23 protein-coding genes are annotated in these 22952 nt (G+C 63.5%); 15 read left to right on the top strand and 8 right to left on the bottom strand.

The genetic code is table 11. The annotated features are described in order from the left end of the window. Positions 1–271: 271 nt before the first annotated feature. On the bottom strand, positions 272–1708 hold the full coding sequence (locus tag V7082_RS12780) for an LLM class flavin-dependent oxidoreductase (protein ID WP_334149102.1): 1437 nt from the start codon (positions 1706–1708) through the stop codon (positions 272–274). Between the two features lie 206 nt (positions 1709–1914). Between V7082_RS12780 and V7082_RS12775 the strand changes: the two genes are divergently transcribed. The 10 genes from V7082_RS12775 to V7082_RS12730 all read left to right on the top strand — a co-directional run bounded on the left by V7082_RS12775 (position 1915) and on the right by V7082_RS12730 (position 10773). After that, entirely contained in the window at positions 1915–2304 is a 390-nt protein-coding gene (locus tag V7082_RS12775) for a hypothetical protein (protein ID WP_334149100.1), read from the top strand. 122 nt (positions 2305–2426) lie between these two features. After that, positions 2427–3725, top strand: a complete 1299-nt coding sequence (locus V7082_RS12770) for a porin (RefSeq protein ID WP_334149098.1) — start codon at positions 2427–2429, stop codon at positions 3723–3725. A gap of 287 nt (positions 3726–4012) precedes the next feature. Continuing rightward, positions 4013–4561, top strand: coding sequence for an NAD(P)H-dependent oxidoreductase (locus tag V7082_RS12765; RefSeq protein ID WP_334149096.1), 549 nt, complete (start codon positions 4013–4015; stop codon positions 4559–4561). 89 nt (positions 4562–4650) lie between these two features. Continuing rightward, positions 4651–5769: a dimethylsulfone monooxygenase SfnG gene (sfnG, locus tag V7082_RS12760; RefSeq protein ID WP_334149094.1), complete on the top strand. Its 1119-nt coding sequence runs from the start codon at positions 4651–4653 to the stop codon at positions 5767–5769. Between the two features lie 22 nt (positions 5770–5791). Then, on the top strand, positions 5792–6973 hold the full coding sequence (ribB, locus tag V7082_RS12755; RefSeq protein WP_334149092.1) for a 3,4-dihydroxy-2-butanone-4-phosphate synthase: 1182 nt from the start codon (positions 5792–5794) through the stop codon (positions 6971–6973). A 70-nt stretch (positions 6974–7043) separates the two neighbouring features. Then, positions 7044–7535 carry a flavin reductase family protein gene (locus V7082_RS12750; RefSeq protein ID WP_334149090.1) on the top strand — a complete coding sequence of 164 codons (492 nt, stop codon included), beginning with the start codon at positions 7044–7046 and terminating at the stop codon, positions 7533–7535. A 23-nt stretch (positions 7536–7558) separates the two neighbouring features. Further along, a complete protein-coding gene (locus V7082_RS12745; protein ID WP_334149088.1) occupies positions 7559–8074 on the top strand; it encodes a riboflavin kinase in 516 nt (171 codons plus the stop codon). A 228-nt stretch (positions 8075–8302) separates the two neighbouring features. Next, entirely contained in the window at positions 8303–9580 is a 1278-nt protein-coding gene (gene soxC, locus V7082_RS12740) for a sulfite dehydrogenase (protein ID WP_334149087.1), read from the top strand. Then, a complete protein-coding gene (locus tag V7082_RS12735) occupies positions 9573–10136 on the top strand; it encodes a c-type cytochrome (RefSeq protein WP_334149085.1) in 564 nt (187 codons plus the stop codon). The genes soxC and V7082_RS12735 overlap by 8 nt, the downstream gene beginning before the upstream one ends. Positions 10137–10152: 16 nt before the next feature. After that, positions 10153–10773, top strand: coding sequence for a GTP cyclohydrolase II (locus V7082_RS12730; protein ID WP_334149083.1), 621 nt, complete (start codon positions 10153–10155; stop codon positions 10771–10773). 3 nt (positions 10774–10776) lie between these two features. On the opposite strand, the gene V7082_RS12725 is transcribed toward V7082_RS12730, so the two are convergent. Further along, complete coding sequence (locus V7082_RS12725; protein ID WP_334149081.1) at positions 10777–11499, bottom strand: TetR/AcrR family transcriptional regulator; 723 nt, start codon at positions 11497–11499, stop codon at positions 10777–10779. 151 nt (positions 11500–11650) lie between these two features. Between V7082_RS12725 and V7082_RS12720 the strand changes: the two genes are divergently transcribed. The 3 genes from V7082_RS12720 to V7082_RS12710 all read left to right on the top strand — a co-directional run bounded on the left by V7082_RS12720 (position 11651) and on the right by V7082_RS12710 (position 14928). Further along, positions 11651–12217, top strand: a complete 567-nt coding sequence (locus V7082_RS12720; protein ID WP_334149079.1) for a MaoC family dehydratase — start codon at positions 11651–11653, stop codon at positions 12215–12217. Continuing rightward, positions 12211–13452 (top strand): MFS transporter, encoded by a 1242-nt coding sequence (locus V7082_RS12715; RefSeq protein ID WP_334149077.1) that lies wholly within the window; start codon positions 12211–12213, stop codon positions 13450–13452. The genes V7082_RS12720 and V7082_RS12715 overlap by 7 nt, the downstream gene beginning before the upstream one ends. Before the next feature lie 420 nt (positions 13453–13872). Next, positions 13873–14928: a hypothetical protein gene (locus V7082_RS12710; protein ID WP_334149075.1), complete on the top strand. Its 1056-nt coding sequence runs from the start codon at positions 13873–13875 to the stop codon at positions 14926–14928. 76 nt (positions 14929–15004) lie between these two features. Here the strand turns inward: V7082_RS12710 and V7082_RS12705 are convergent, their stop codons facing one another. Beyond that, a complete protein-coding gene (locus tag V7082_RS12705) occupies positions 15005–15988 on the bottom strand; it encodes a GlxA family transcriptional regulator (protein WP_334149073.1) in 984 nt (327 codons plus the stop codon). A gap of 105 nt (positions 15989–16093) precedes the next feature. Here V7082_RS12705 and V7082_RS12700 point away from each other — a divergent pair, with 105 nt between their 5' ends. Next, complete coding sequence (locus V7082_RS12700) at positions 16094–16393, top strand: putative quinol monooxygenase (RefSeq protein ID WP_334149071.1); 300 nt, start codon at positions 16094–16096, stop codon at positions 16391–16393. Between the two features lie 173 nt (positions 16394–16566). Here the strand turns inward: V7082_RS12700 and V7082_RS12695 are convergent, their stop codons facing one another. The 4 genes from V7082_RS12695 to V7082_RS12680 form a co-directional block, all read right to left on the bottom strand. Further along, on the bottom strand, positions 16567–17256 hold the full coding sequence (locus V7082_RS12695; protein WP_334149069.1) for a hypothetical protein: 690 nt from the start codon (positions 17254–17256) through the stop codon (positions 16567–16569). Positions 17257–17277: 21 nt separating this feature from the next. Further along, the gene (locus V7082_RS12690; RefSeq protein ID WP_334149067.1) at positions 17278–17538 is read right to left on the bottom strand and encodes a hypothetical protein; all 261 of its coding nucleotides are present in this window, start codon (positions 17536–17538) and stop codon (positions 17278–17280) included. Between the two features lie 182 nt (positions 17539–17720). Beyond that, positions 17721–18809 carry a bifunctional DNA-binding transcriptional regulator/O6-methylguanine-DNA methyltransferase Ada gene (gene ada / locus V7082_RS12685; RefSeq protein WP_334149065.1) on the bottom strand — a complete coding sequence of 363 codons (1089 nt, stop codon included), beginning with the start codon at positions 18807–18809 and terminating at the stop codon, positions 17721–17723. Positions 18810–18889: 80 nt separating this feature from the next. Beyond that, positions 18890–19288 carry a VOC family protein gene (locus tag V7082_RS12680; RefSeq protein ID WP_334149063.1) on the bottom strand — a complete coding sequence of 133 codons (399 nt, stop codon included), beginning with the start codon at positions 19286–19288 and terminating at the stop codon, positions 18890–18892. Between the two features lie 217 nt (positions 19289–19505). Here V7082_RS12680 and V7082_RS12675 point away from each other — a divergent pair, with 217 nt between their 5' ends. After that, the gene (locus V7082_RS12675; protein ID WP_334149061.1) at positions 19506–22229 is read left to right on the top strand and encodes a CHAT domain-containing protein; all 2724 of its coding nucleotides are present in this window, start codon (positions 19506–19508) and stop codon (positions 22227–22229) included. 35 nt (positions 22230–22264) lie between these two features. Here the strand turns inward: V7082_RS12675 and V7082_RS12670 are convergent. Beyond that, positions 22265–22952: hypothetical protein (locus tag V7082_RS12670; RefSeq protein WP_334149059.1), on the bottom strand; the 688-nt coding region annotated here is incomplete at its 5' end.

The following is a 22952-nucleotide window of genomic DNA, read 5'->3' as shown; positions in this document are numbered from 1 at the left end:
ACGGCTGAGTTGCGTGCTCGGTACGCGCTTTCTTCTCGAACGGGCTATGGCGCCGCTTCGGGGCGCAATGCTGCAACTCGGGGTGCAGCGGAGTCGTCTTTCTTGCAGCGGCGGGCTTCGACGATAGCCGGCGCAAAAAATCTGGGCCCAGGCGATTGGGAGTGTGCCTGGGCCCAGCCGTATTACCGCTGCTTTCTCGGGACGGTGTCAAAAGCCGCGGTATTGGCAGGAGAGGGCGAGGTGTCCTTCCTGATTTCCTGCTTCAGAGCTCTTATTGGGCCGGCTCAGGCATCTTGTGCTTCGACTCTTTGGTGCTGTCGGCAACGCTTTCCTTGCCGGCATACGCGCCGCGGAAGCTCGACGCGGGATGGCTCGGCTCCGTCCGACCGTCGGGCGTTCCGACGAGCTTCTGGCGGAACGTGCCCTCCTTGTAGGAGGTCTGCACGCGGCCGCGCTTGCGCAGCTCGGGAACGACGTAGTCGATGAAGTCGCTCGTCGTGCCCGGCGTGATGGCGTAGGCGAGGTTGAAGCCGTCGATGCCGCCTTCGTCGACCCAACGCTCGAGCTCGTCCGCGACCGTCTTGGGGCCGCCGACAAAGACGGGGCCCAGGCCGCCGATGCAGCGATGGCGGATGACCTCGCGCACCGTCCACGGCTGGCCGCCGTCGCCGCCCGTGAGCGACTCGAGCGTCGTGCGCAGGCTGTCGTTCTCCACGGCCTGCAGCGGCTCGTCGAGGTCGATCTGAGAGAAGTCCAGTCCGGTCCAGCCGCCATAGAGGGCGAGCATGCCTTCGGGGCTGGCGTAGGACAGGTATTCCTCATACTTGCGCTGAGCGGCCTCGTCGGTCGCGCCGGTGATGACCGTGTAGAGCATGAAGATCTTGATCGAATCGCGCGAGCGGCCTTCCTTCTCGGCGAGGTCGCGGATGTCCTTCGTCATCTGCTTCGCCTGCTCGACGGTCGTCGCCAGGATGAACATGCCTTCGGCATGGCGGGCGGCGAAGCGGCGGCCACGGCCCGAGGCACCGGCCTGGAAGATCACCGGCGAGCGCTGCGGCGAGGGCTCGCACAGGTGGAAGCCCGGGACCTTGTAGTACTTGCCCTGATGGCGGATCGGGTGGACCTTCGAGCCGTCCGTGAAGACGCCGGTCTCCTTGTTGCGGTGGACGGCGCCGTCCTCCCACGAGCCTTCCCACAGCTTGTACATGACCTCCATGTACTCTTCGGCCATGTCGTAGCGCTCGTCATGGGCGATCTGCTGATCCATGCCGATGTTGAGCGCCGCGCTGTTGAGGTACGACGACACGACGTTCCAGGCGATGCGGCCCTTCGTGAGGTGATCGAGAGTCGAGAGACGGCGCGCGAGCAGGTAAGGCGGCTCGAACGTAACGGCGGCGGTGACGCCGAAGCCGACATGATCCGTGACCGCGGCCATCGCGGCGATGGCGCCGAACGGGTCGTTCACCGGGACCTGGGCGGCGTCCTTGAGGGCTGCTTCAGCGGAGCCGCGATAGACGTCGTAAACGCCGACGACGTCCGCGATGAAGAGCGTGTCAAAGCAGCCGCGCTCGAGCTCCCTTGCAAGATTGGTCCAGTAATCGATGGTGTTGTAATTCCACGCCTGGCTCGACGGATGGCGCCATGTTCCTGCGGCCTGATGGCCCACGCAGGTCATGTCGAAACAGTTCAGAATAATGCGCTTCTTCATTGCGTTTCCTCGGTGATGATTTTGTCGTTCGGTGAAGACGTGCGGCCCGCCTTGCTTTTTCTCCCGTCTTCGAAGCCACGCTCTCACGACGCGGCCCCCTTCTCGGGGTCCGACCGTGCGGGCTTGGGCTCGGTATCGATACGTCTGGCGGCCGGAGCAGCACTCCGACAACCGGGCGCAAGGACACGCTCCAACCCGGAGATATCATGCCCTTGCCGTTGATGTACCGACCGGTCCATTTAAACAGCTTGGGCGCGAAGCGCAAGTGGTCGCAGGCGATCGGCTGCTCTCATTTCGATAGGGGCGCGACACGCGCCGGAGATGAAATGGCGGGCGAAAGCGTGATGCTCTCAGAGATGCAACTCAAAGAGGCCCGTCCAGCTTCAATCCGAAATAACCAATTTCCGAATTTTGTGACTTTGTACCGAAAGATACGTTTCTATCCATGGTGCGCCGGGGCCACAGTGGCGATGTCATTTGATCTCGATAGGTGGGCTGACGTGCTGCCTGGCGCACCTCTCCTTGTCGTACGCGCACGACGTGCTATCATTTATTTTTATTATATTCCAAGTAGTTACCTGGATGCGATCGGTTAGTTAGTTTTCGAGCTTATCCCCATGGCTCGGGCTCGCCGTCCTCTTGCGTGCAGTCGATGGACCGGTCGGTCTATTTCAATATAATTGATTGCGAATCGCAGCCAAAACTTTTTGGGGGGAGTATGAAAGCGCATAAAATACTGGCGGTCGCGGTCGCGAGCGTGGGTTTGCTAGCGAGTCAGCACGCGGCTGAAGCTGCGGATTTGGGCGGCAATTGCTGCGCAGATCTGGAGGAGCGGATCGCGGAGCTCGAGGCGACTACGGCGCGCAAGGGGAATCGTAAAGTCTCGCTTAAGATTTCCGGCTGGGTGGCGGAGCAGGTCGTCTCCTGGGACGATGGCGTCGAATCCAACACCTATGTCACGGGGTTGGGCACGGCGTTCGCGAGCAACGTCAATTTCACGGGCAAGGCGCAGGTCACGAACGACTTTTCGGTCGGCTATGTCCTCCACGTCGAGCTGATCACGAGCGACGTCTACACGACGAACCAGAACGTCAGCAGTGGCGGTGCGGCGTTGTCCGGCGGCGGCCCGAACTCGGCGCAGGTGCTTTATTCTTACTGGTTTGCGCAAAGCGAGCGTCTCGGCCGGTTCAGCGTCGGCATGCAGTCGCCGGCCGATGATAGCGCGGTGGTGGCCCTCGATAGCTCGGGGACGCTGCAGGCCGCCTACTGGGTGGCCTACGACGTGTTCGGATTCGGCGTGCGGGGCAATTTCGCGCCCGGCGATTCTCTGATCTGGGGCAACGCCTCGTCCTGCCGGGGCTACGGCGGCGGTCCGGGCGACTGCAACGGCGTTCCGATCAACGTCGTGCGTTACGACAGCCCGACTATCGGCGGCTTCTCGGCAAGCGCGTCTTGGGGTGAGGACGACAACTGGGCGGTTGCGCTGCGCTACATCAACGTCAACTTCGGCGACTTCACCCTCAAGGGCCTCGTCACCTACTCCGAGACGACTCAAGAGTCGAAGGGTGCTCCTCGGGGTGGTGCGTTGGAGTACACGCAGGCCAGCATCTACATGCAGCACAACCCGTCGGGTTGGTTTGCGCATGGCGCGTGGGGCCACATCGACCAGGACGTCAATCCGCTGAACAACCCGGCGAGCGATACGTGGTACGTCAAGAGCGGTATCCGTCTCAATCCGACGTCGTTGGGCGCCACCATTCCTTACGGCGAGTATCTTCACGCCACGGATAGCGCGTTCCTCGTGAACGACGGCGGCACCGCGAACGATACGTCGGACGATGTCGGGCGCGTGGCGCGCGGCTCCGAGGCGACGTTCTGGGGGTTCGGCGTGGTGCAGGAGATCGATGCGGCTGCGATGTCGGTCTGGCTCCGCTACCGCGAGCATGAGGTCGATGTGCCGGGCGTGCAGACGCGGGACATGTCGACCATTGTTTTCGGCGGCTTCATCAACTTTTAGTCGCGTTCAATTCCCCGGTTTGAGGAGCCCCGTCTCGCCCCGCGCGAGGCGGGGCTTTCTTTTGCCTTGGTTGGAACGATCGATGCGGTCGGAACGCGGCGACCGCTCTGTGCCGTTGGAAATAGCGCTGCTGCCTGTGTCGAATTGCGTGAATCTGCGTCGAACTGTCTCCTTCCCTCTTGCTTCGGAGCACATTTGCCATCATGATGGACCGATCGATACAGAAAATGACATCGCCTGAACGCGAGACTCTAAATTAGGTCGGGAGAGGAACGTCGATACTCACGATGGTGAGGATTAACGGGAGTCCCAGTGTGCATTCACGCACTGCGGTTCTCATCGATGCGGTGAGCCGCGCCATCGCAGACGCGCTGCCAGTCGAGGATCACGGCATTTCTCTTGCGGCAACGGGCCGGGATATCATGTCGGGCCTTACGCGCCTCGACATTTCGCCCGAGGGCGAGAAGGCGGTGCAGCTTGCGGAGCGGGCGGATCTTCTCATCGTCGGCACGCCGATTTTTCGCGCGAGCTACACGGGGCTTCTGAAGCACTTCTTCGATCTCGTCGACATCGATGCGATGCGCGGCCGCAAGGTCGTTCTGTGCGCGACCGGTGGAAGCACGATGCATGGTCTCGTGCTCGAGCATCAACTGCGTCCGCTGATGAGCTTCTTCTCCATGATGACCGTTCCGACGACGCTTTATGCGGTCGGCGAGGACGTGCAGGATGGAAAGATCGCGAATGTGCTTTTGCGGGCCCGGATCGATCGGGTCGTGAGCGAGGTTCGCAGTCTGTTCGCCCATGCGGACTGCGGAGAGCTTTCTGAGGCCAGCTGAGATTTCGAGCCGCGTCTCGTGCCGGCTCAGCTCCTCGAATGACGACAACGCGACGGAGGTCGCATAACTTTTTGCTCAGAGAGCAGCCAATGCGAAAGAGCGACGTTCCGTCGATAAAATTTGCCTACTGGGTGCCGAACGTCAGCGGTGGCCTCGTCGCGAGCAAGGTGCCGCAGCGGACGGACTGGAGCCTCGACTACAACATCAAACAGGTGAAGATCGCGGAGGAGGTCGGGTTCGACTATGCCCTCACACAGATCCGCTTCATGGGGAGCTACGGCGCCGAGTACCAGCACGACTCTCTGATGTTCTCGGCGGCGCTGCTCGCGAACACCGAGCGGCTCAACATCATCACCGCGGTTCTTCCCGGCATCTTCCATCCCGGATCGCTTGCGAAGCACGGTGCGACGGCCGATCAGATTTTCAATGGCCGCTGGTCGCTGCACGTGGCGAGCGGTTGGTATCGCAAGGAGTTCGATGCGCTCGGCGTCTCGTGGCCGCCTCATGACGAGCGTTATGCTCGATCCCAGGAATTCGTCGAGATCCTGCGCGGGGCTTGGTCGCGAGACAATTTCTCGTACAGTGGCAAATACTGGCAGATCAAGGACTACACCTTGAAGCCCAAGCCCTTGATGCTGCCAGGACGGCCGATGCCGGAAATTTTTCAGGGCGGCAACTCCGCTGCAGCGCAACGCATGGCCGCGGCGGTCTCGGACTGGTATTTCATGAATGGGAATACCCCCCAGGCGCACAAGGCGCAGATGGTGAACGTGACGAAGATGGCGCTCGCCAAAGGGCGGCGCGTCAAGTTCGGCGTCAACGCGTTCGTCATTGCGCGGGAGACGGAAGCCGAGGCACGTGCCGAGCTCGATCGCGTCATCGCTGCGGCGGATACGGTCGCGATTGCGGGCTTCAAGGACGACGTCAAGGAAGCCGGGCAGGCAAGCCCCGAGAAGAAGGGCATGTGGGCGGATTCGAGCGAGCGCGACCTCGTGCAATACAACGAGGGATTTAGAACCAATCTGGTCGGCACTCCGGAGCAGATCGCGCGCCGGATTCACAAGCTCAGGAAATCCGGGGTCGATATGATCCTTTGTGGTTTTCTGCACTTCCACGAGGAAACGCGGTTCTTCGGCGAGCGCGTTATTCCTCTGGTTCGTGATCTCGAACGCGCGGATCCGCCTGTTCCGCTCGAGATCGCTATCTGAACGTCGAATGTAGGGTGCGGCCATGCAGAACACGTCCACCCACGTCGAAGCGGAAGACAACGGTTTAGTCTCTAAGGATCCCGGCGTCATGAACTTCATGATCACGTATCCGAATTCCAGGGGCGATGAGATCAGCTCGGCGCAGGAGATCATCGAAGAGGCCCGCGCCGGGCGGTGCTTCATTCTCGTGGATGACGAGAACCGCGAGAACGAAGGGGATATCGTCATCCCCGCGCAGTTCGCGACCTCGGAGGTCGTAAATTTCATGGCGAAGCATGCGCGCGGTCTCATCTGCCTCGCGCTGACGCCGCAGCGTGTCGCGGAATTGCGGCTGAGCGCTATGGTACAGTCGCCGGGGCCGGGGCTTCAGACCGCGTTCACGCTTTCCATCGAGGCCCGAACCGGCGTCACGACCGGCATTTCCGCCGCGGATCGCGCACGCACGATCGCCGTCGCCATCAATCCGGAATGCCAGGCGCGCGATATCGTCAGCCCTGGACACATCTTTCCGCTGATCGCGCGCGAGGGCGGAACGCTCGTTCGCGCGGGACATACGGAAGCCGCCGTGGACGTGTCGCGGATCGCGGGGCTGAACCCGTCTGGCGTCATTTGCGAGGTCATGAACGACGACGGGACGATGGCCCGCTTGCCGGATCTCAAGAAGTTCGCGCGCCAGCATCGAATCAAGCTCGGCACGATCGCGGATCTGATCGCTTATCGGCTGCGCACCGAGCGGCTGATCGAGCTCGTTGCGACCTCGGGCGTGCATCATCCGTGTTTCGGCGAATGGCAGCTTCACGTCTATCGCGACACCGTCGAGCACGGCGAGCACGTTCTGCTGGTCAAAGGCGATCTTCGCAAGCCCGGGCCGACGCTGGTCTGCCTGCACCGCTTCGACATGGTCGGCGACGTCATTCTCGCGCGCGACGGCGAAGGCATGAGCAGTGCCATGCACCGCATTCTGCAGCGCGGGCGCGGCGCGATCGTCATGCTCAACGACGGCCGGCCGACGGCGCTTTCGCACCGCATTCTCAACGGCAGCCCGCATTCGCGCCCAGGTCCTGAGCTGCGAGAATACGGCGTCGGCGCGCAGATCCTGCGCGATGTCGGGGTCCGCGACATGGTTCTGCTTTCGAACCGGGAGCAGACCTTGGTGAGTATCGAAGGCTACGGACTGAATGTCGTTGGGCAGGAGCCGATGTGATGGGACGGATCGCATCGGCACACAGCAATGGAGCAAAGGACTGATGGTTCAGAATTTTGTGCGCAGCTTGATGGGCGGCGCGGAAAGCGATGTCGATTCCGACACGTTCCGCTCGGTCATGCGCCATTTGGCGGGGTCCGTCACCGTCATCACCACCGAAGGTGAGGGGCAGCTGCATGGATTTACGGCGACAGCGGTTTGCAGCGTGTGCGCGACACCTCCGACGATCCTCATCGTCGTCAACAAATCGACGCGGACGCATCCGCACATCGATCGCAAGGGCTTCTTCGCCGTGAACGTGCTGGCCGATAGCCAGAAGGGCATTGCGGAGCACTTCGCCGGTAAGGCCGAAGAGCAATTCAGCAGCGTCGATCATGTGGTCACGGAGCGCGGCGTACCGCTGATCAACGGTGCGACGGCACAGATCGAATGCAAAATCGTCGATCGGATCTCGATTGGCACCCATACGGTTTTCGTCGGCCGTGTCATCGGCACTGGGCTCGATGCGCATTCGCCGCTCGTCTACCACGACGCGCGCTACGGGCAGGTTGCTCACATCTAACGGGACTTCAACGAGCCGGACGCATGTCCATGAGCAACAGGTGTCACAGTCGTCAGGATGGCGCAGCCGGAGATGCGAACCCGGCTGCGTCGACGATCATTCTCGATCGCCTCAAGCGAGGCGATGTCTCGGGAGCTGCCGTGCTTCTCGGCCAGCCGTGGCGGATCACGGCCACCGTGGTGCACGGCGACAAGCGGGGGAGGGCGCTGGGCTTCGCGACGGCAAATCTCCTGCTCTCTCCCGATACGCCGCTTGCGCACGGGGTTTACGCCATTCGAGCAACGTTGGGTGAGACCTCTCACGCCGGCGTGGCCTGCTTTGGCACGCGCCCGCAGTTCGATGACGGCGCGCCGCGGCTCGAAGTTCATCTTTTCGATTTCGATCGCGACATCTATGGCGCCGCGATGGATGTCGCGTTCATCGCGTTTCAGCGTGCCGAGATGAAGTTTGCGAGCGTCGATGCCCTCAAGGCGCAAATGGCTCAGGACTGCTCGATGGCGCGTGAGCTTCTGCGTGAAGATCGCCGCGCGGTTTTTTAAACCCCCGCTGCCTCAGTTTCAAAATCATCGACCCATCTCGGTCGGAATCCCCGCCGCGCGCATGGGATTCGAAGGGTATTTTTGCCTTGGCGCGGTTGAAATGAGAATTGGCCTGATGTAGATATAGACCGATCGGTACAAAATAGAATGGAGTGAGGCGCGGTGAAGCGGGATCGGTTCGATCGGGAGATCTCCCCTCCATTGGATCCGTGCGCCTGTCAGGAGGGCATGCGTCCGAATGCTCCCGGCGACTGGGATCGGCGCAAGCTTCTTTTCGCAGGGGCCGCTGCGACGGCCGCAAGCGGTCTTGGGGCCGGTCGCGCCTATGCCGCGGCCAACGCGAAGGGCCCGCCGGGCTCGGTGCTTTACGACGTGCCGGAAGATTCGACGAAGGTCATGGGGCGCGGCGTCCACGAGGACGGCGGCTATGGCACGCGCTCTCAATTCGAGACGGAGGTGCGCGTCAAGGCCGACAATCCGAGCGACGTGACGTCGTGGACGTTTACGCCGCTTGCGTCGACCATCGGCAATTTGACACCGTCGGGGCTGCATTTCGAGCGCCACCACGGCGGCATTCCCGTCATTGATCCGGCTCGGCATGAGCTCTTTCTGCATGGCCTGGTGGACGTGCCGAAGAAGTTCGCTCTGGCGGATTTGAAGAGCCTGCCGTCGATCACGCGCAAGTACTTCATCGAATGCTCCGGCAATACGCTGAGCGAGTGGTCGAAGCCCAAAGGCACGTCCGTGCAATTTACGCATGGCCTCCTGAGCACGTCGGAATGGACCGGTGTGCCCTTCGCGACGCTCGCGCGTGCGGTCGGCCTCAAGGAGACCTCGGCCTGGGTGCTGGCGGAGGGCGGCGACGCGGCCGTCATGACGCGCAGCATTCCGATCGAGAAGATGCTGTCGGATGCGCTGATCGTCTACGGGCAGAACGGTGAGGCGCTGCGGCCGGAGCAGGGCTATCCGTTGCGGCTCGTCCTTCCCGGCTACGAGGGCAACACGCAGATCAAGTGGCTGCGGCGCCTGCAGGTCAGCGATCGGCCGTTCATGACGCGCGAGGAGACCTCCGCCTACACCGATCTCATGAAAGACGGCCGCGCGAAGCTCTATACGCTGGCGATGGACGCCAAGTCCGTCATTACGTTTCCCTCCGGCGAGATGATGCTGCCGAAGCCCGGGCACTACATGATCCAGGGGTTTGCCTGGACGGGGCGGGGACGCGTGCAGGCCGTCGATATCTCGCTCGATAAGGGCAAGACGTGGTTGCCCGCGCGCATCGACAACGTGCCGGAGCCGATGTGCACCGTGCGTTTCAGCTTCCCGTGGCATTGGGACGGCGGCCCCGTCGTTCTGCAAAGCCGCTGTATCGACGAGACGGGATACGTGCAGCCGACGCGCGACCAGCTCATTCCGCTTCGCGGCGAGAACGCGATCTATCACTACAACGCGATTCAAAGCTGGGCGATCGCGGCCGATGGGAGCGTCAAGAATGTCCATGTCTAGGATCGCCGCTGCCGTGCTGGCCGCCTGCTTGGTGCTGCCGGCGGCCTCGGCGCAAGAGAGCGATCGGGAGATCGGCACGGCGCTCAAGCCGGAGGAGATCGCGCGGTTCTTTGCCATTCAACCTGGCGGGATCGGCTTGCCGGCGGGGCGCGGAACGGCGGACGAAGGACGCGAGGTCTACAATCAGAAGTGCTTCTACTGTCATGGTGAGAAGCTCGAAGGGAACCGGGACATGGCCGGCCCTGCGCTGGCGGGCGGGCGCGGCTCGCTTGCCACGGATAAGCCGCTCAAGACCGTGGAAAGCTATTGGCCACAGGCCAGCACGCTCTTCGACTACATCTGGCGTGCCATGCCCTTCGATCAGCCCGGATCGCTCACGACGGACGAGGTCTATGCGCTCGTCGCCTACATTCTGTCGACGGGTAACGTCATCGACGGCAAGCAGCCGATGGATGCGAAGGTGCTCTCACGAGTCACCATGCCAAACGCGAATGGGTTCTACGATGGCTCGGGCCCGGACCTGAGGATCTATCGCGCCGGCCGCGATGGGCCATAGTCTTTCGAGCCATGCCATGCCAACGCGGTTGACGAGCATCCAAGGGCCTGTCGTCACGAAGCTTCCCATCGAGCGGCACGGGCAGCAGGTCATGCTCGATGCCTACTCCTACCAGGGAGAAGAGCCGCACGAGGAGGTTCTCGTGCTCGTTCACCGCAGTCCGCTTGCCGACGAGACGACGGTTCCGGTCGTGCGCATCCATTCGGGGTGCGTGACGGGAGACGTGTTCCATTCGCTGCGTTGCGATTGCTATCGGCAGCTCCAGATGGCTCTGGATGCGGTCTGCGCCGCCCCCTTCGGTGCGGTCGTGTATCTCCCTTACCAGGAAGGTCGGGGGATCGGCTTGTACCAGAAGATCCTTGCGTACGGCTGCCAGGATCGGGGCGCGGATACGATCGAGGCGAACTTGGAGATCGGGGCGCCCGTGGATGCGCGAGACTACGATCTCGCCGCGCGCGTCCTCAAGGATCTGGGGCTGACGTCGCTCGAGCTATTGACGGGCAATCCGTTGAAGAAAGCGGCTCTCGAGAGAAACGGGATCGGCGTCCTTCAATGCACGCCTTTGAAGAGTGCGCCGAACCGTTTCAACGCGCGCTATCTCGTGACGAAACGGGTGAGAATGGCGCACGACGTTTGAGCGTCAGTCGAGAAGCTTGATATCCTTTTTCGGACGGCCTTCCGCGATCGAGAGCGTCATCTCTGCGAAAACATCTGCAATTTCCGTTGCCGACTGCCGTCCGCCGGGCTTCAGCCAGAGGAAGCTGTAGAAATACATACCGAGGACGCCCTTGATGGCGATCGTCGGGAGATGACGAAACCGGCCTTTTCTTTCACCCTCCTTGAGGGTCGAAGCCCAGACGTCCTGGTAGGACTGGTGGAGGTCCGAGACGATGCGGTGGCGCTGCCCCGTCAGACTGTCGGCTTCGCGAAAGCAGACGGTCATTTCGGAGAGATTGGAAAAGATCGTCGTCATGAGCTGGCGGCTTAAAATATAAATCCGCTTTGCCGGATCGGGCTCGGTTTCGATCGCCTCCCGCCCCTTGATGACGAGCTCCTCTATATAGCGGACGACAATGGAGAACAGCAGGTCTTCTTTGCTGCTGATGTGATAGTAAAGTGCGCCCCGGCCCAATTGTACCGCTTCGCCAATTTCTGCCACGCCGACCGCGCTATAGCCGCGCGTGGCGAACAGTTCCGCCGCAATCCGCTTGATGCGCTCGTACTGCTGGGCGCCCCGGCCCTTTTCGGCCCCCGCACTGTCCAGGTCCCCTGCGGATGCTTGTGGACTGGTCGGTACAGCCGTGGTAGTTTTTTCGGCGGCGGACCGCCGTTTCCTCGGAGCTTTCACGATCGAGCGGGGCACGGGCGGTTCCTAAAGTGGGCTAACTGAAGCGCACATGATTGCATCTTGGTAATTGACGGCCGGTCGTTCGGCAACGGGTCGATGGTACGACAACGGAAAAAGGCGCCTCCGAGGTGCAGCGGCAGTACACAATGACTCTTAGTTTGTACCGGTGCTGCGCGCCATTCAACTGATGATCCAGACCCACACGCAAAAACAAGATGGCTGCACAGGCCCGGGAGGCAACGACGTGACGACGACGGTATCGTCCCCATGGGAGACCACGATTAACGGCAAGCCGAAGGTCGGCGCCATTGCGCGCCGCTCCCGGCGCACGGTGCGCGAAGACATCGTGCGGTTCTCGGAGATGACAGGAGATTACAATCCCCTGCATTATGACGAGGATCTTGCTTCCGAATCTGTTTTTGGCCGGCTCATCGTGCAGGGCGGGGTGACGTCGGGCTTGCTGAACGCCATCGTGGCCGAGGATCTGCCGGGGCCGGGAACCGTGTTTCTCGGCGTGAACTGGCGATTCGTGCGCGCGGTGGGCGTGGGCGAGGAAATTACGGCCGAGGTGGAAGTTGCGTCGGTCCGCGACGATCGGCCGATCTGCGAGCTCAAGACACAGATCGTCAACGAGAAGGGGGAGGTCTGCCTCTCCGGAACCGCGACCGTGTACGTCGCGGCCTTGAAGACTCTCTCGCGTGCCTCTGGAAGCTGCGAGGCGAGCACGTGCTGACCTCACCCGAGCTTCAAGCTCCCCTCGAGGAGGCCGCCGGCCGCTGGCGCACGCTCGCGATCCTGAGCTTCGCGATCGTGCTCTCGATGACGACGTGGTTCTCGGCAACGGCGATCGTCGGCGAGCTCAAAGCGGTGTGGGCGCTGAGCGACGAGGCGGCGACCTGGCTCACGAATGCCGTGCAGATCGGCTTTGTCGCCGGCGCCTTGGGGGCCAGCCTCGTCAACCTGCCGGACGTCATTCTTGCCCGCAAGCTCATGGCCTGGTCCGGCTTGTTGGCGGCCGGGACGAATCTCGCCCTTCTCGCTGCGCCCAATGCCGAAGTGGCCATCGCGCTGCGCTTTCTCACCGGTGTCGCACTGGCGGGAATCTATCCGCCGGCCCTCAAGCTCATTTCGACGTGGTTCATCCGTGGCCGCGGTTTGGCGCTCGGCATCGTGATCGGCGCGCTGACCTTGGGCTCCGCCTTTCCTCACCTGCTGCGCGCCACGACATCGACGCTCGATTGGCGCGTCGTCGTGATCGGCACGTCGTTGCTGACGCTGGTCGGCGCGCTTCTCATGGGTCGCTATGCCGTGGACGGGCCGTTTTCCTATCCACGCGCGGCGTTCAACCCGCGCCAGATCGGGCTCGTTCTCCGCAACAAGCCCGTCATGCTGGCGAACGTCGGCTACTTCGGCCACATGTGGGAACTCTATGCGATGTGGGGGTGGTTCCTCGCCTTTATTCATGCCGCCTATGAGCCCTACGGCTTCACGGCATCGGCGGCGTCGCTGACGACCTTCCTCGTCATCGCCTCCGGATTTTTCGGCTGTGTTGTTGGCGGTCTCCTCGCGGACCGAATCGGGCGCACGGCTACGACGTCCCTGATGATGGCGGTGTCCGGCACATGTGCCGCCGTGATCGGCTTCGCGTTCGCCGGACCCTTGTGGGTGCTGCTCGCGCTTTCCGTCGTGTGGGGCATCAGCGTGATCGGGGACTCGGCGCAGTTTTCCGCCGTCGTCACGGAGGTCGGCGACTCCTCGTTTGTCGGCACCAGCCTGGCACTGCAACTCGGACTGGGGTTTGCGCTCACCGTCGTTGCGATCCGGGCGCTCCCGAGCTTCGCCGCCTATCTCGGCGGCTGGCAGTGGGCGTTCGTTCTCCTCGTGCCGGGTCCTCTGATCGGCACGATCGCCATGCTGGCACTCAGACGTTTGCCCGAGGCCGTCAAGATCGCTCAGGGGCGCCGCTAGAGCACGTTCACTCTTGTTGGATCGCTTTTCAGCGTGAACGCGCTCCAGGTCGTTGTTTGAGAGTCTGAGTCACGCCCTCGATGCGAGCTGCCGCTCGCATCTCAAACGATCAGGCTCTGGCGGGGCTGCCGGCGCAATCCCCATGTTCTCTCCCTGCCTTGGCGCACGCGGTTGATCTGCGTGCGCCTTTTTCTTGACTTCTTTCGCGTCCGCTCGTCATTATGTACCGATCGATACATAGCGTATCGGCGCGTGCTGTGCCGAGCGTCCGGCTGGTGGGGTCTGGGGCGGGACTGCGCCTTTTCCATCAGCCTTCACGAGCCCGGATGAGCAGATGTCGGCGCGTCTGTGTCGGTCGGGAGTGCGGTTTTTGCACACGTCAAAAAACACGACAAAAAATAACATTAGGAAGGAAGCGAAATGTCCACGGAGATTGCGCCGTACCGGCCGAAGGAGGCCGTGAACGGATTCATATGGATCTATGCCGCCTCGATCGTCTCGTGTTTTCTCGTGAACCTCTGGGTCACGAACTTTCCCATCGGACCCTGGCAGGGCGACGAGATCGCCAAGTCGTTCTGGCTCGACAACGTGTCGTGGCAAATCTTTGCGGCGTGGTGGGTTTGCCTGTTCGCGGTCAGCTCGTGCTGGCCTTTCAATTTCATCGAGGGGCCCGTCCTGCGTGGGATCGTGGTCGTCGCGGTCTCCTGGGTGCTCGGGTGGTGGAGCGCCAAGCTCATTCACACGATCGGGCCGGGCACAGACGGCATCTTTCCGCTGGTCGGGACGACCTGGTTCCTCATGGCGTTCTTCTGCTTTGCGGGCGGCAACTTCCTGGTCTCCTCGCTTCCGCCCGCGCGTCAGTTCTTCATCCATCTCATTCTGTTCACGGGCCTCACGTACCTCATCACGCATTCGGCCATGAAATGGGTGCCGGCGTGGTGGTTTCCGTTCCTTCTCGTCGGGCTTGGCACCGGAACGGTCAGCTATCTCGCGCGTGGGCTGTCACAGCCGGGCAAGGCCGTGGTCATCATGTCGATGCTGTTCTCCGTGGCAGCGCTCGTCTTCATGATCTCGGGAGCGGCGGGCTATTGGGACTTCGACAAGTCGCCGATCTCCGCATTCTGGTCGATGGGCCACTTCACGGACGATAACTTCTGGCTGCTCTGCTTCATGACGGCCACGTCCATCAACTATGCGTTGCCGATCATTACGCACAACTGGCCGTTCTCGAAGATTCCGATGCCCTGGGGCGGCTTGATCGCGTGCGTGTTCTATCTCGTGCTCGATGTCATCGTGGCCGGCCTTCTGGTGAAGCTCGTCGGTCCTGTCTTCTCCAGCATGGAGGAGCTTTTGACCTATGCGTACATGGGCGTGAACTGGTCGCTGGTCTTCCCGTTGATCTTCGGGATCGGCCTCAGCAATCCGTATCTTTGGACCGGCCAGAAGACGCCGGGAACCTGGGACGATGTTGCGTGAGTTGTTCCTCCTCTCATGCGGCATTCGGGATGCCCGGCCTTTGGCCGGGCATCCTCATTTTGACGAGACGGATTGATCAGCCTGTTGCAGCCGCTTCGGCTTTGCGCAACTCGGCGATGCTGCGGCCAAGCTTTCGCCTTAGCAGGAGACGTAGCGATACGCCGTCCGCATACCCGACCTCTGCGGCGATCTCCTCGACACTCGCATGAGTCATCTGCAGCAGTTGCAGCGCGCGCTCCACGCGCATCTCCTGAAACGCTTCGAGCGGTGTTTTGCCGAGGGTGCCGCGGAGCTTGCGGGCCAGTGTGCGCGGACTCGTTCCGACGGCCTTTGCGGCGGTTGCGAGTGAGAAGCCCGCGGCGAGATTGTCCTGAGCCCAGCTTTCGAAACGCTCCACGATCGAATCGTGATGGCTGACCTGGTCGGGCATCGCGAATGCCGCCTGCGTGGAGCGCAGGTTCTCGATGCTCAGGTACCGCGCCGTTTCCGAGGCGAGCGCGCGCCTTTGCCTTCGGACGAGAGCGAGCGCGAGGTCGAAATGCGAGAGCGCCGCGCCGGCCGTGATGACGCTGCCGGCATCCAGCAACGTGCAATTCTCGGCCATGCGGACGCGGGGATATCGCAGACGGAAGGCGTTGGTCAGCCACCAGCTCGTCGTGGCGGGGAGGCCGTCCAGCAGGCCGCTTTCGGCAAGCACGAACGTGCCTGTGCGGGCGGCCGCGAGCGTTGCGCCCGCGTGGCGATACGCATGGAGCACCGCGCTTGCCTCCTTCGCGTCGTCACGCGCCAAAACCCGAGCGATGGCGTCCGGGGTTTTTGCTCCGACGGCGGGAACGATGATCAGGTCCGGCGGATCGGCTGCGTTGGCGGGCTCGGTCGGCACGATCAGGCCGCCGGCGGATGTCACCGGCCCGGCGACGCCGATGCGGCGCACGATGAACTCTTCCCTCGTCGGCACGGCGCGTGCGCGGGCGAGATCCTGGGCAAGGGAAAACGTGTCCTGCAGGGCCGCGAGCCCGGTATCGAACACGCCGTCCAGGACGAGCAGATCTATCCGCATGGCGAGGACGGCATCAAATATGTCCAGTTTCGCAATTCGAGCCTGGCCGTCGGCCGCGTTTAATACGGCGCTATCCGGTCAATGCCGCATATTGCAGGAGATATCATGAGCAAGAAAGCGATCTTCGTCCGTCTCGAAGCGAAACCCGGGATGGAAGCGGAGCTGAAGTCCTTTCTCGAAGGCGCGTTGCCGCTCGCCGAGGGAGAGGCGGCCACCAAGACCTGGTTTGCGCTTCAATTCGATCCGTCCACATTCGGGATTTACGATACGTTCGACGACGAGCAGGGGCGTCTTGCCCACCTCAACGGACCGATCGCGGCGGCGCTGCTCGGAAATGCCGAGCGGCTGCTGGCCGTGATGCCCAAGATCGAGCTGGTCGATGTGCTCGCGGCCAAGGTGACGTAAGTTTCAGGACATCGTTTTTTGAAAAGCGGCGTGCCGTCGTTCGCCGCTGCGGCCGGAGCATCCGACCCGATGGACTCGGCTCGGGTGCTCCCGCTTTCCCCTTTGTCGCGTGCTCTCACGACGACCCGACCTGACTTCGGCCGAGATGCTCAGAGGCTCCGGCGATATTGCCGCTAGGTGTCGCAATCGGTTGCGAAGTCGACGACGCCGGTCTGACCGGTTTTGCGGCTGATCCACGTAGCGCGCTTCGCCTCCGAATCGAAATCGATGTCGATTTGCCCGCGCACATCGCCTGGCAGGGTGAACACGGGGCTGCCGCCCGTCGCCGAGGTGCGACACGGCGTGACGAGCGTCCCCTCTCCGGCGGGATCGAGCCACTCGATCCAACGCCGGCAGTCGACCCCGAGGCATATCTCGTGAAAGCGCAGGGTCGTGCGGCTCGGGCGATGGTCGAACACCGCCGTGTCCGAGCAGATGGCCGCGATATCGATCGTACCGGTGACCGGGGGCGTGCCCGCTACCCAATCGACCTTCAGGTCGTCGTCCCGCCAGGAGGTGAGGCGGATGCTGTCGAACAGCTCGCGGTCTGCGTACATCTGATCCATGCGACAGATCAGATCGTGGCCGGCCATGGGGCCGGCCCGAATGGAGAGGCGCGCGCGCTTCTGATAGGACGTTTGTGAGAGCTTGAGCTCCTCGAGGGTCAGCGTCCACTTGCCTCCGGGTGCGTCGAAGGAGACGGGCGGACGGTGCATGTCGTTCCAGTTGTAGCAAAAGACCAGGCCCAAGCTCGCAAAGCCGGCGAGAGCGACGAAGAACACGAGACGCACCGCGGCGTGCAGGAGAGATATGAGCCAGGACATTCTGAGCGGTTTGAGAGCGCGCTATTTGTTCGGCGGGAATGCCGCCTTGATCTCGTGGGAAATTTTTTCGGCTTCGGCGAAGTCGCGGGCCCCGCAAGCCGAGTCGAGGTTTAAAAGCATGCTGTGAAATTTCACGTAGTCGGTTTCCGTTTTGATATTGGCGGCCCGGGTGGTCTCCGAGGAGAGCGCAATGCAGGCATCGATGTCTGCAGGCGGCTCGGCACGTGCGGGAAACGCCAGGACGGTCAGAGACAGCAACGTGAGGGGTGAGATCTTGATCACGGGAAGGCTCCTCCGGTCAGCGGCGGCGAAATCCAAGACGGGGCTACATTAGCGCAAGACCGAAAGCTCTGCCATCGGAGGGCGAGGATTTGTGCGAGGCAATGGCCGGCGCTTTCCGGGTCCCGCTCGGCGGACGCGTTCGATTTATTTTTCAACGATGTAGGGATTGACGAGGTGGGAGATCACGACGCGGCCTCCCGCTCGATCAGCCTGCGCTTGCGGGCGACGCCCCAGCGGTATCCGGCCAGGGATCCGTCGTTGCGCACGACGCGGTGGCATGGAATGGCGACCGCGATCTTGTTGGCGGCGCATGCGGCGGCCACGGCCCGCACGGCTTTCGGCATGCCGATGCGCTCGGCGATCTCGGTGTAGGTGACCGTCGTGCCGACCGGGATCTCACGCAGTGCTTCCCACACGCGGTGCTGGAACGCGGTGCCGCGCACATCGAGCGGCAGGCTCAGGCCGCGTTCCGGCGCTTCGACAAGGCCGACGACCTTCGCCATGGTGTCTTCGAAGGCGTGATCGCCTCCGATCAAGGTCGCCCGCGGAAAGCGGTCCTCGAGATCGTGCACGAGGGCTTCCGGATCGTCGCCGAAGAGGATCGCGGTGATGCCTTTGTCGCTCGCCGCGACCAGGATCGCGCCGAGCGAGCATTCGCCGACGGCGAACTTCATTTCGGCGTTGGCGCCGCCCTTGCGGAACTCTGACGGCGACATGCCGAGAACGCCCGCCGCGTTGGCGTAGAATCGGCCGCTGGAGTTGAAGCCGGCGGCGTGGATGGCTTCCGTCACCGATCGCGTGCGAGGCAGATTCTCGCGCAAGCGATTCTGGCGGTGCGCCACGGCGTAGGCTTTGGGGGTCACGCCGGCGATGGTCTTGAACACGCGGTGGAAGTGGAAGGAGCTGAGCCCGAAGGCGCGCGCCAGATCGTCGAGCTTGGGGACGTCCTCGGACCCTTCGATCAGCCGGCATGCCTCTGCGACCTTGGCAGCGTAGGTGTCGTGCAGAGACGGCTCGTTCGGCTTGCAGCGTTTGCAGGGGCGGAAGCCCGCCGCTTCCGCGGCTGCGCATGAGGTATGAAAGGTGACGTTCTCGCGCTTGGCGAGGCGGGCCGGGCAGGACGGGCGGCAATAGACGCCTGTCGTCGCTACGGCATAGAAGAACGTGCCGTCGAAACTGCGATCACGCGCTTTGATGGCGTTCCAATAGAGGGTCTCCGCACCTGGTGCGGATTGGGCCTCGAGGAGACGGGTTTCTGCGGTGCGGCTCATCTTGCGGTCTTTCGTCATCATTGTGTCTCGCAAGATAGGGCGGTGAGGATGAGGCTGCACTCCGGTCCTTGCGGTCAAATTTATTTTTCCACCGACGGCGGTCCAACCTGTGTCGCGATCCACCAGGTCGTGCCTCCCGCATCGCGGATTCCGCCACGCTTGTCCGCATCGTCCTTCTGTGCGGGGGGCTGCACGGATTCGGCGCCGGCCGCGATCGCACGAGCGTAGGTCGCATCGACGTCGGCCACATAAACATGCACGTGAGCGGGTACGGAAGGCCAGCCTTCCGCCGGATCGGCGAGCATCACGACGGTGTCGCCGATCCTCGCCTCGGCGTGCCTGAGCTTCCCATTCTCTGCGGGGATCTGGCGCAGTGGCTCGGCATCGAAGACGCGCACAAGGAAATCCAGGGTCGCTTTGGCGCCGTCGACGATCAGATAGGGCGCTGCGGACGTGTATCCGTGAGGCTTGTAGCCCATCGCCGTGTTCCTTTCTTTGCCGCCATCCCCGTGCCTCTCGTGCCGCGGCGACCTTCCTCTTTGCCGATATGGCGGCGGGCGCGGACGCTTCAAGAGTTTCGGGGCCGGCTTTCGAGGGGTGTGTGTCCGCGCTCGCGCATGCCTCCGTCCGCTGTGGCTTCAGTTTGGGGCGGCTGTTACGCTCTCTGCAAGGGATTGGACGGTCGGGGGGCGGTGAATGGGAGGCGATAGCGAGATCGCGGAGCTTGTGGCGGAGATCGCGGCCTGCGTCCGTGCCACGCCAGAAGATCGGCTGCGCCTGTCCGATCTTCGCTATCGTCTCGCGGAGCACTTCCGTGCTGCGGGCCGGCTCGACGAGTCGCTGCAGGAAACCGAAGCGTGCCTGGATCTTCTCGCCGAGTTTCCGAGCGAGCATTTCCGCGCGACGTGCGCCCATCGCTGCCACTCTCAGACGGTTTTTCGAAAAGGGCAGCTTGGCGCCTATGCCGTCCATGCCGAGGGTGCGCTCGCGCGCTTCCGGCAAATTCCCACGCGCAGCGATGAAAGCATGATCGACCTCCTCATGGATGCGGCGCTGGCGCGGAGCTATACGGGCCAGAACAAGGCGGCGATCGCGGCCTGTCAGGAGGCGCTGCGGATCGCGAACGAGGTGGCCGGCGCCGAGCACGTGGATGAGGATGTGCGGGCTGGCGTGGCGCAAAGAGCCATGACGGTCCGGCGCCGCTTCGCCATGATTCTGAAAGACGAAGGCGCCCTGCGGCAGGCGGAGCTGCTCTTCGAGGCGTGCAAGCCGGATGCGGCCGCCAGCGTCGACGACCGGCTGAGCTGGCTCAACGGCCGCGCCATTCTCGCCGAATACCTCGACGAGGAAGACGTCGCCAACGCCTCTTACTGCGCCTACGTCCGGCTGGTGCCGCGCCGTGCGTCCTGGAACGTGCGTGCCATCTATGGCGTGTCGAACGCCGCGACCTGGTTCCTCAGCAACGGCGCGTTGCGGATCGGATTGGCGATGCGGGACTATTTCGAGAGGCTGGCCAGCCGCGCGGCACCCGAGGCCGTTGCGGCGCAAATTGCCATGATCAATGCGGTGTGGGCCGAAGCCGACGGGCGTCTCGAGACGGCCGCGCAGGAGTTTGCCGCGGCCGCGCGGCTGGCAGAGGCCGAGGAGGATGGCGAGCCTGCAGCGTTGCTCGTCGAGCGCGCCGCCATCCTGACCCAGATCGGCCGATGGGAGGAGGCGCGACAGAGCCTTCGCCCGCTCGTTCCCCAGACCATCGATTACCGCGACCGGCATGCCATGTCCGCTGCGATCCGGCTCGGGCTGTTGCTCTCCGAGCCCGAAGGCGAGCCGACCCCGGGCGATATCCGGGACGCGACGGAGATCCTGCGCGCGACCTTCCTCGCGGAATCGCGTCGCGGCAGCGCGGAGGGGCAATGGCGCTTGCTTTCCGGTCTTGCGGAGGTGGCGGCTTCACGAGGGCGAGACCAGGCGGCCATCCTGTTCGGCAAAGCGGCGGCCAGCCTTCTTCGGATCAGCGCATTCGCCGCCGAGGGCAACGCGCGGCAGCGGCGCGAGCGCCGGCTTCCGCTGCAACGCCTGGCGACGCGCCTCGTTGACGCGACGCAGTTTCCGCAGGCTGCCCGTGTTCAGGCGCGCACCAAGCAGGAGATTGCGTACGATCTGCTGCGGCGGGACCAGGATGCGGACCCGCGCGGCCGCGATGTGCCCCTGACGGACGCCGAGGCGGCGCTCCTGGCCGAGCTTGCGCGCCATCAGGCGGCGATCCAGGCTCTCGAGCCGGATTTCTCCGAGGAGAGCCTCGCGCTTCAGCACGTGCCGGACCCCGAGGAGACGATCCGCCGTGAGGGGGCGCTGCTCGGCTGGATCGACAACGTTCTGCGCCAGGACTGGGTGGTGCCTCGTGGTGCTGGCGCCCCCACATCGCACGAAGCGGCGCCTCAGCCGGACTGCGTCGAGGTCGATTTCCTGCGCGGCGAAACGAGCTGGATCGTCTGGGCGCGATCGGCCGCGGGCGAGCGCCGTTTCGCCGTCGCGGCCGAGGCCCGCCACCTTGCGCGCGGGATCTTCGCATTCCGCCAGCACCTGATCGGTCTCAGGCCCGATTGGGAGGACGCGGCGCGCGCGCTTTATGATCTGATCGTCCGTCCGCTCGAAGGCATGTTGGCCGGCCCGGTCCGGCGGATCTCGTTCGCGCTCGAAGGTCCGTTCGCGTACCTGCCGTTCTCCGCCCTCCACGATGGCGAGAGCGTGCTGGCCGCGCGCTTTGCGATCTCGATCCGGACAGGCGTGGGCCGGCGCGCGGCGCTCCCGTCAGGCGCCTCGCCATCCATTCTTCTCTTCGGACCGCAGGGCGCCGCTGCGGACCTCGGGCTCGAGCTGTCGCGGATTGCGGCGTTGAGCCCGGCCGCCTCCTGGGCGGACAGCTTCACGGCGGACGGATTGGCGGATGGTCTGGCGCGCGCTCCGGGCATCGTTCATGTCGCGAGCCATTTTCACTATGCCGCCGGGATGCCCGGCCGCTCGTATTTCGCGCTGGCGGAGGGGGAGCGGCTGACGGTCAGTCAGTTCGGAGCGCCGCGCTTCGATCTCTCGGGCGTCGATTTGCTGGTGCTGGCGGCTTGCGAGTCGGCCGTGTCAGAGAGCGGCGAGGCGACGCTCGAAAGCGTGGCCGCCGTTGCTCAGGCCAAAGGTGCGCGCTGTGTTCTCGGAACCCTGTGGCCGGTGGCGGACGCCAGCGCGGCGACGCTCATGGGTGACTTCTATGCGCGTCTGCTCGCGCATTCCTCACGCGACGCTGCATCCATCGCCCGTGCCTTGCGCGAAGCGCAACACGCGATGCTTCAAGGCTGCACCGGCGTTCCGGGTGCGGCGCATCCCTATCATTGGGCGGGCTTCGTGCTGTTCGAGCCAGGCGGTTGACGAGGCGGGCCTGCTTTATCGATCCTGTGGTCTCGTCATGGCCCCTGTGCCGTTCCGGACTGCACCCAGTAGTCCGCGATCAGAAGCTGGGTGCGGTGATGGTTGGCGCCCTCCTGTCGCCGGCTGCGCCGCTGGTGATCGACATAGCTGGCGAACTGCTGGAAATCTGTGAGGGAGAGCAGATACGGCGCCGAGACCATGGCCGCGGCCGGGCCGGCGAAACCAAGTTGGGCGGGTTCCGTGGCCGTCCACAGGGCATACAGCCGATAATGCCCGCCGGGCCCATACATGGGGATGACGGAGGGCTCGACGTCCTCGGCAGGGATCACGCTCGACCGGCCGTTGGCCGCCAGATAGGGAGCGTAGCAGGACGGCGCCATGCACACGACCCTGTTGCTCGCCATGTCGTCGTTGAGAACGATGAGATATCCGTTCGCCGGATGTGAGACGTGGACGACGACGGAGTCGTTGATCGCGAACAGCGGATTTGCGGAGGACGGATCGCCGGCATCTCCCAATCCGCCCCGCAGCTTCAGCGACGCCTTCTTGAGCACGATCCCGCCGTGGCCCGCGGGGCCGGCTCTCCAGGCTTCGAAAATGGTGCGGCGTGAGCGGTCGTAGTCGCTTCCGTTGCCGACGCCGTGGGCTTTGAGCAGGGCTTCGAACTCCTCCACCGTCGGGACCAGGAAAACCTTGTAGGTCAGTCCGTAGCGCTTGTTGAGT

This window comes from Hyphomicrobium sp., from assembly GCF_036833075.1.
Classification (GTDB): Bacteria; Pseudomonadota; Alphaproteobacteria; order Rhizobiales; family Hyphomicrobiaceae; genus Hyphomicrobium_C.
Note: the sequence above shows the minus strand (reverse complement) of the source record. Positions and strands in the feature narration are given on the sequence as shown.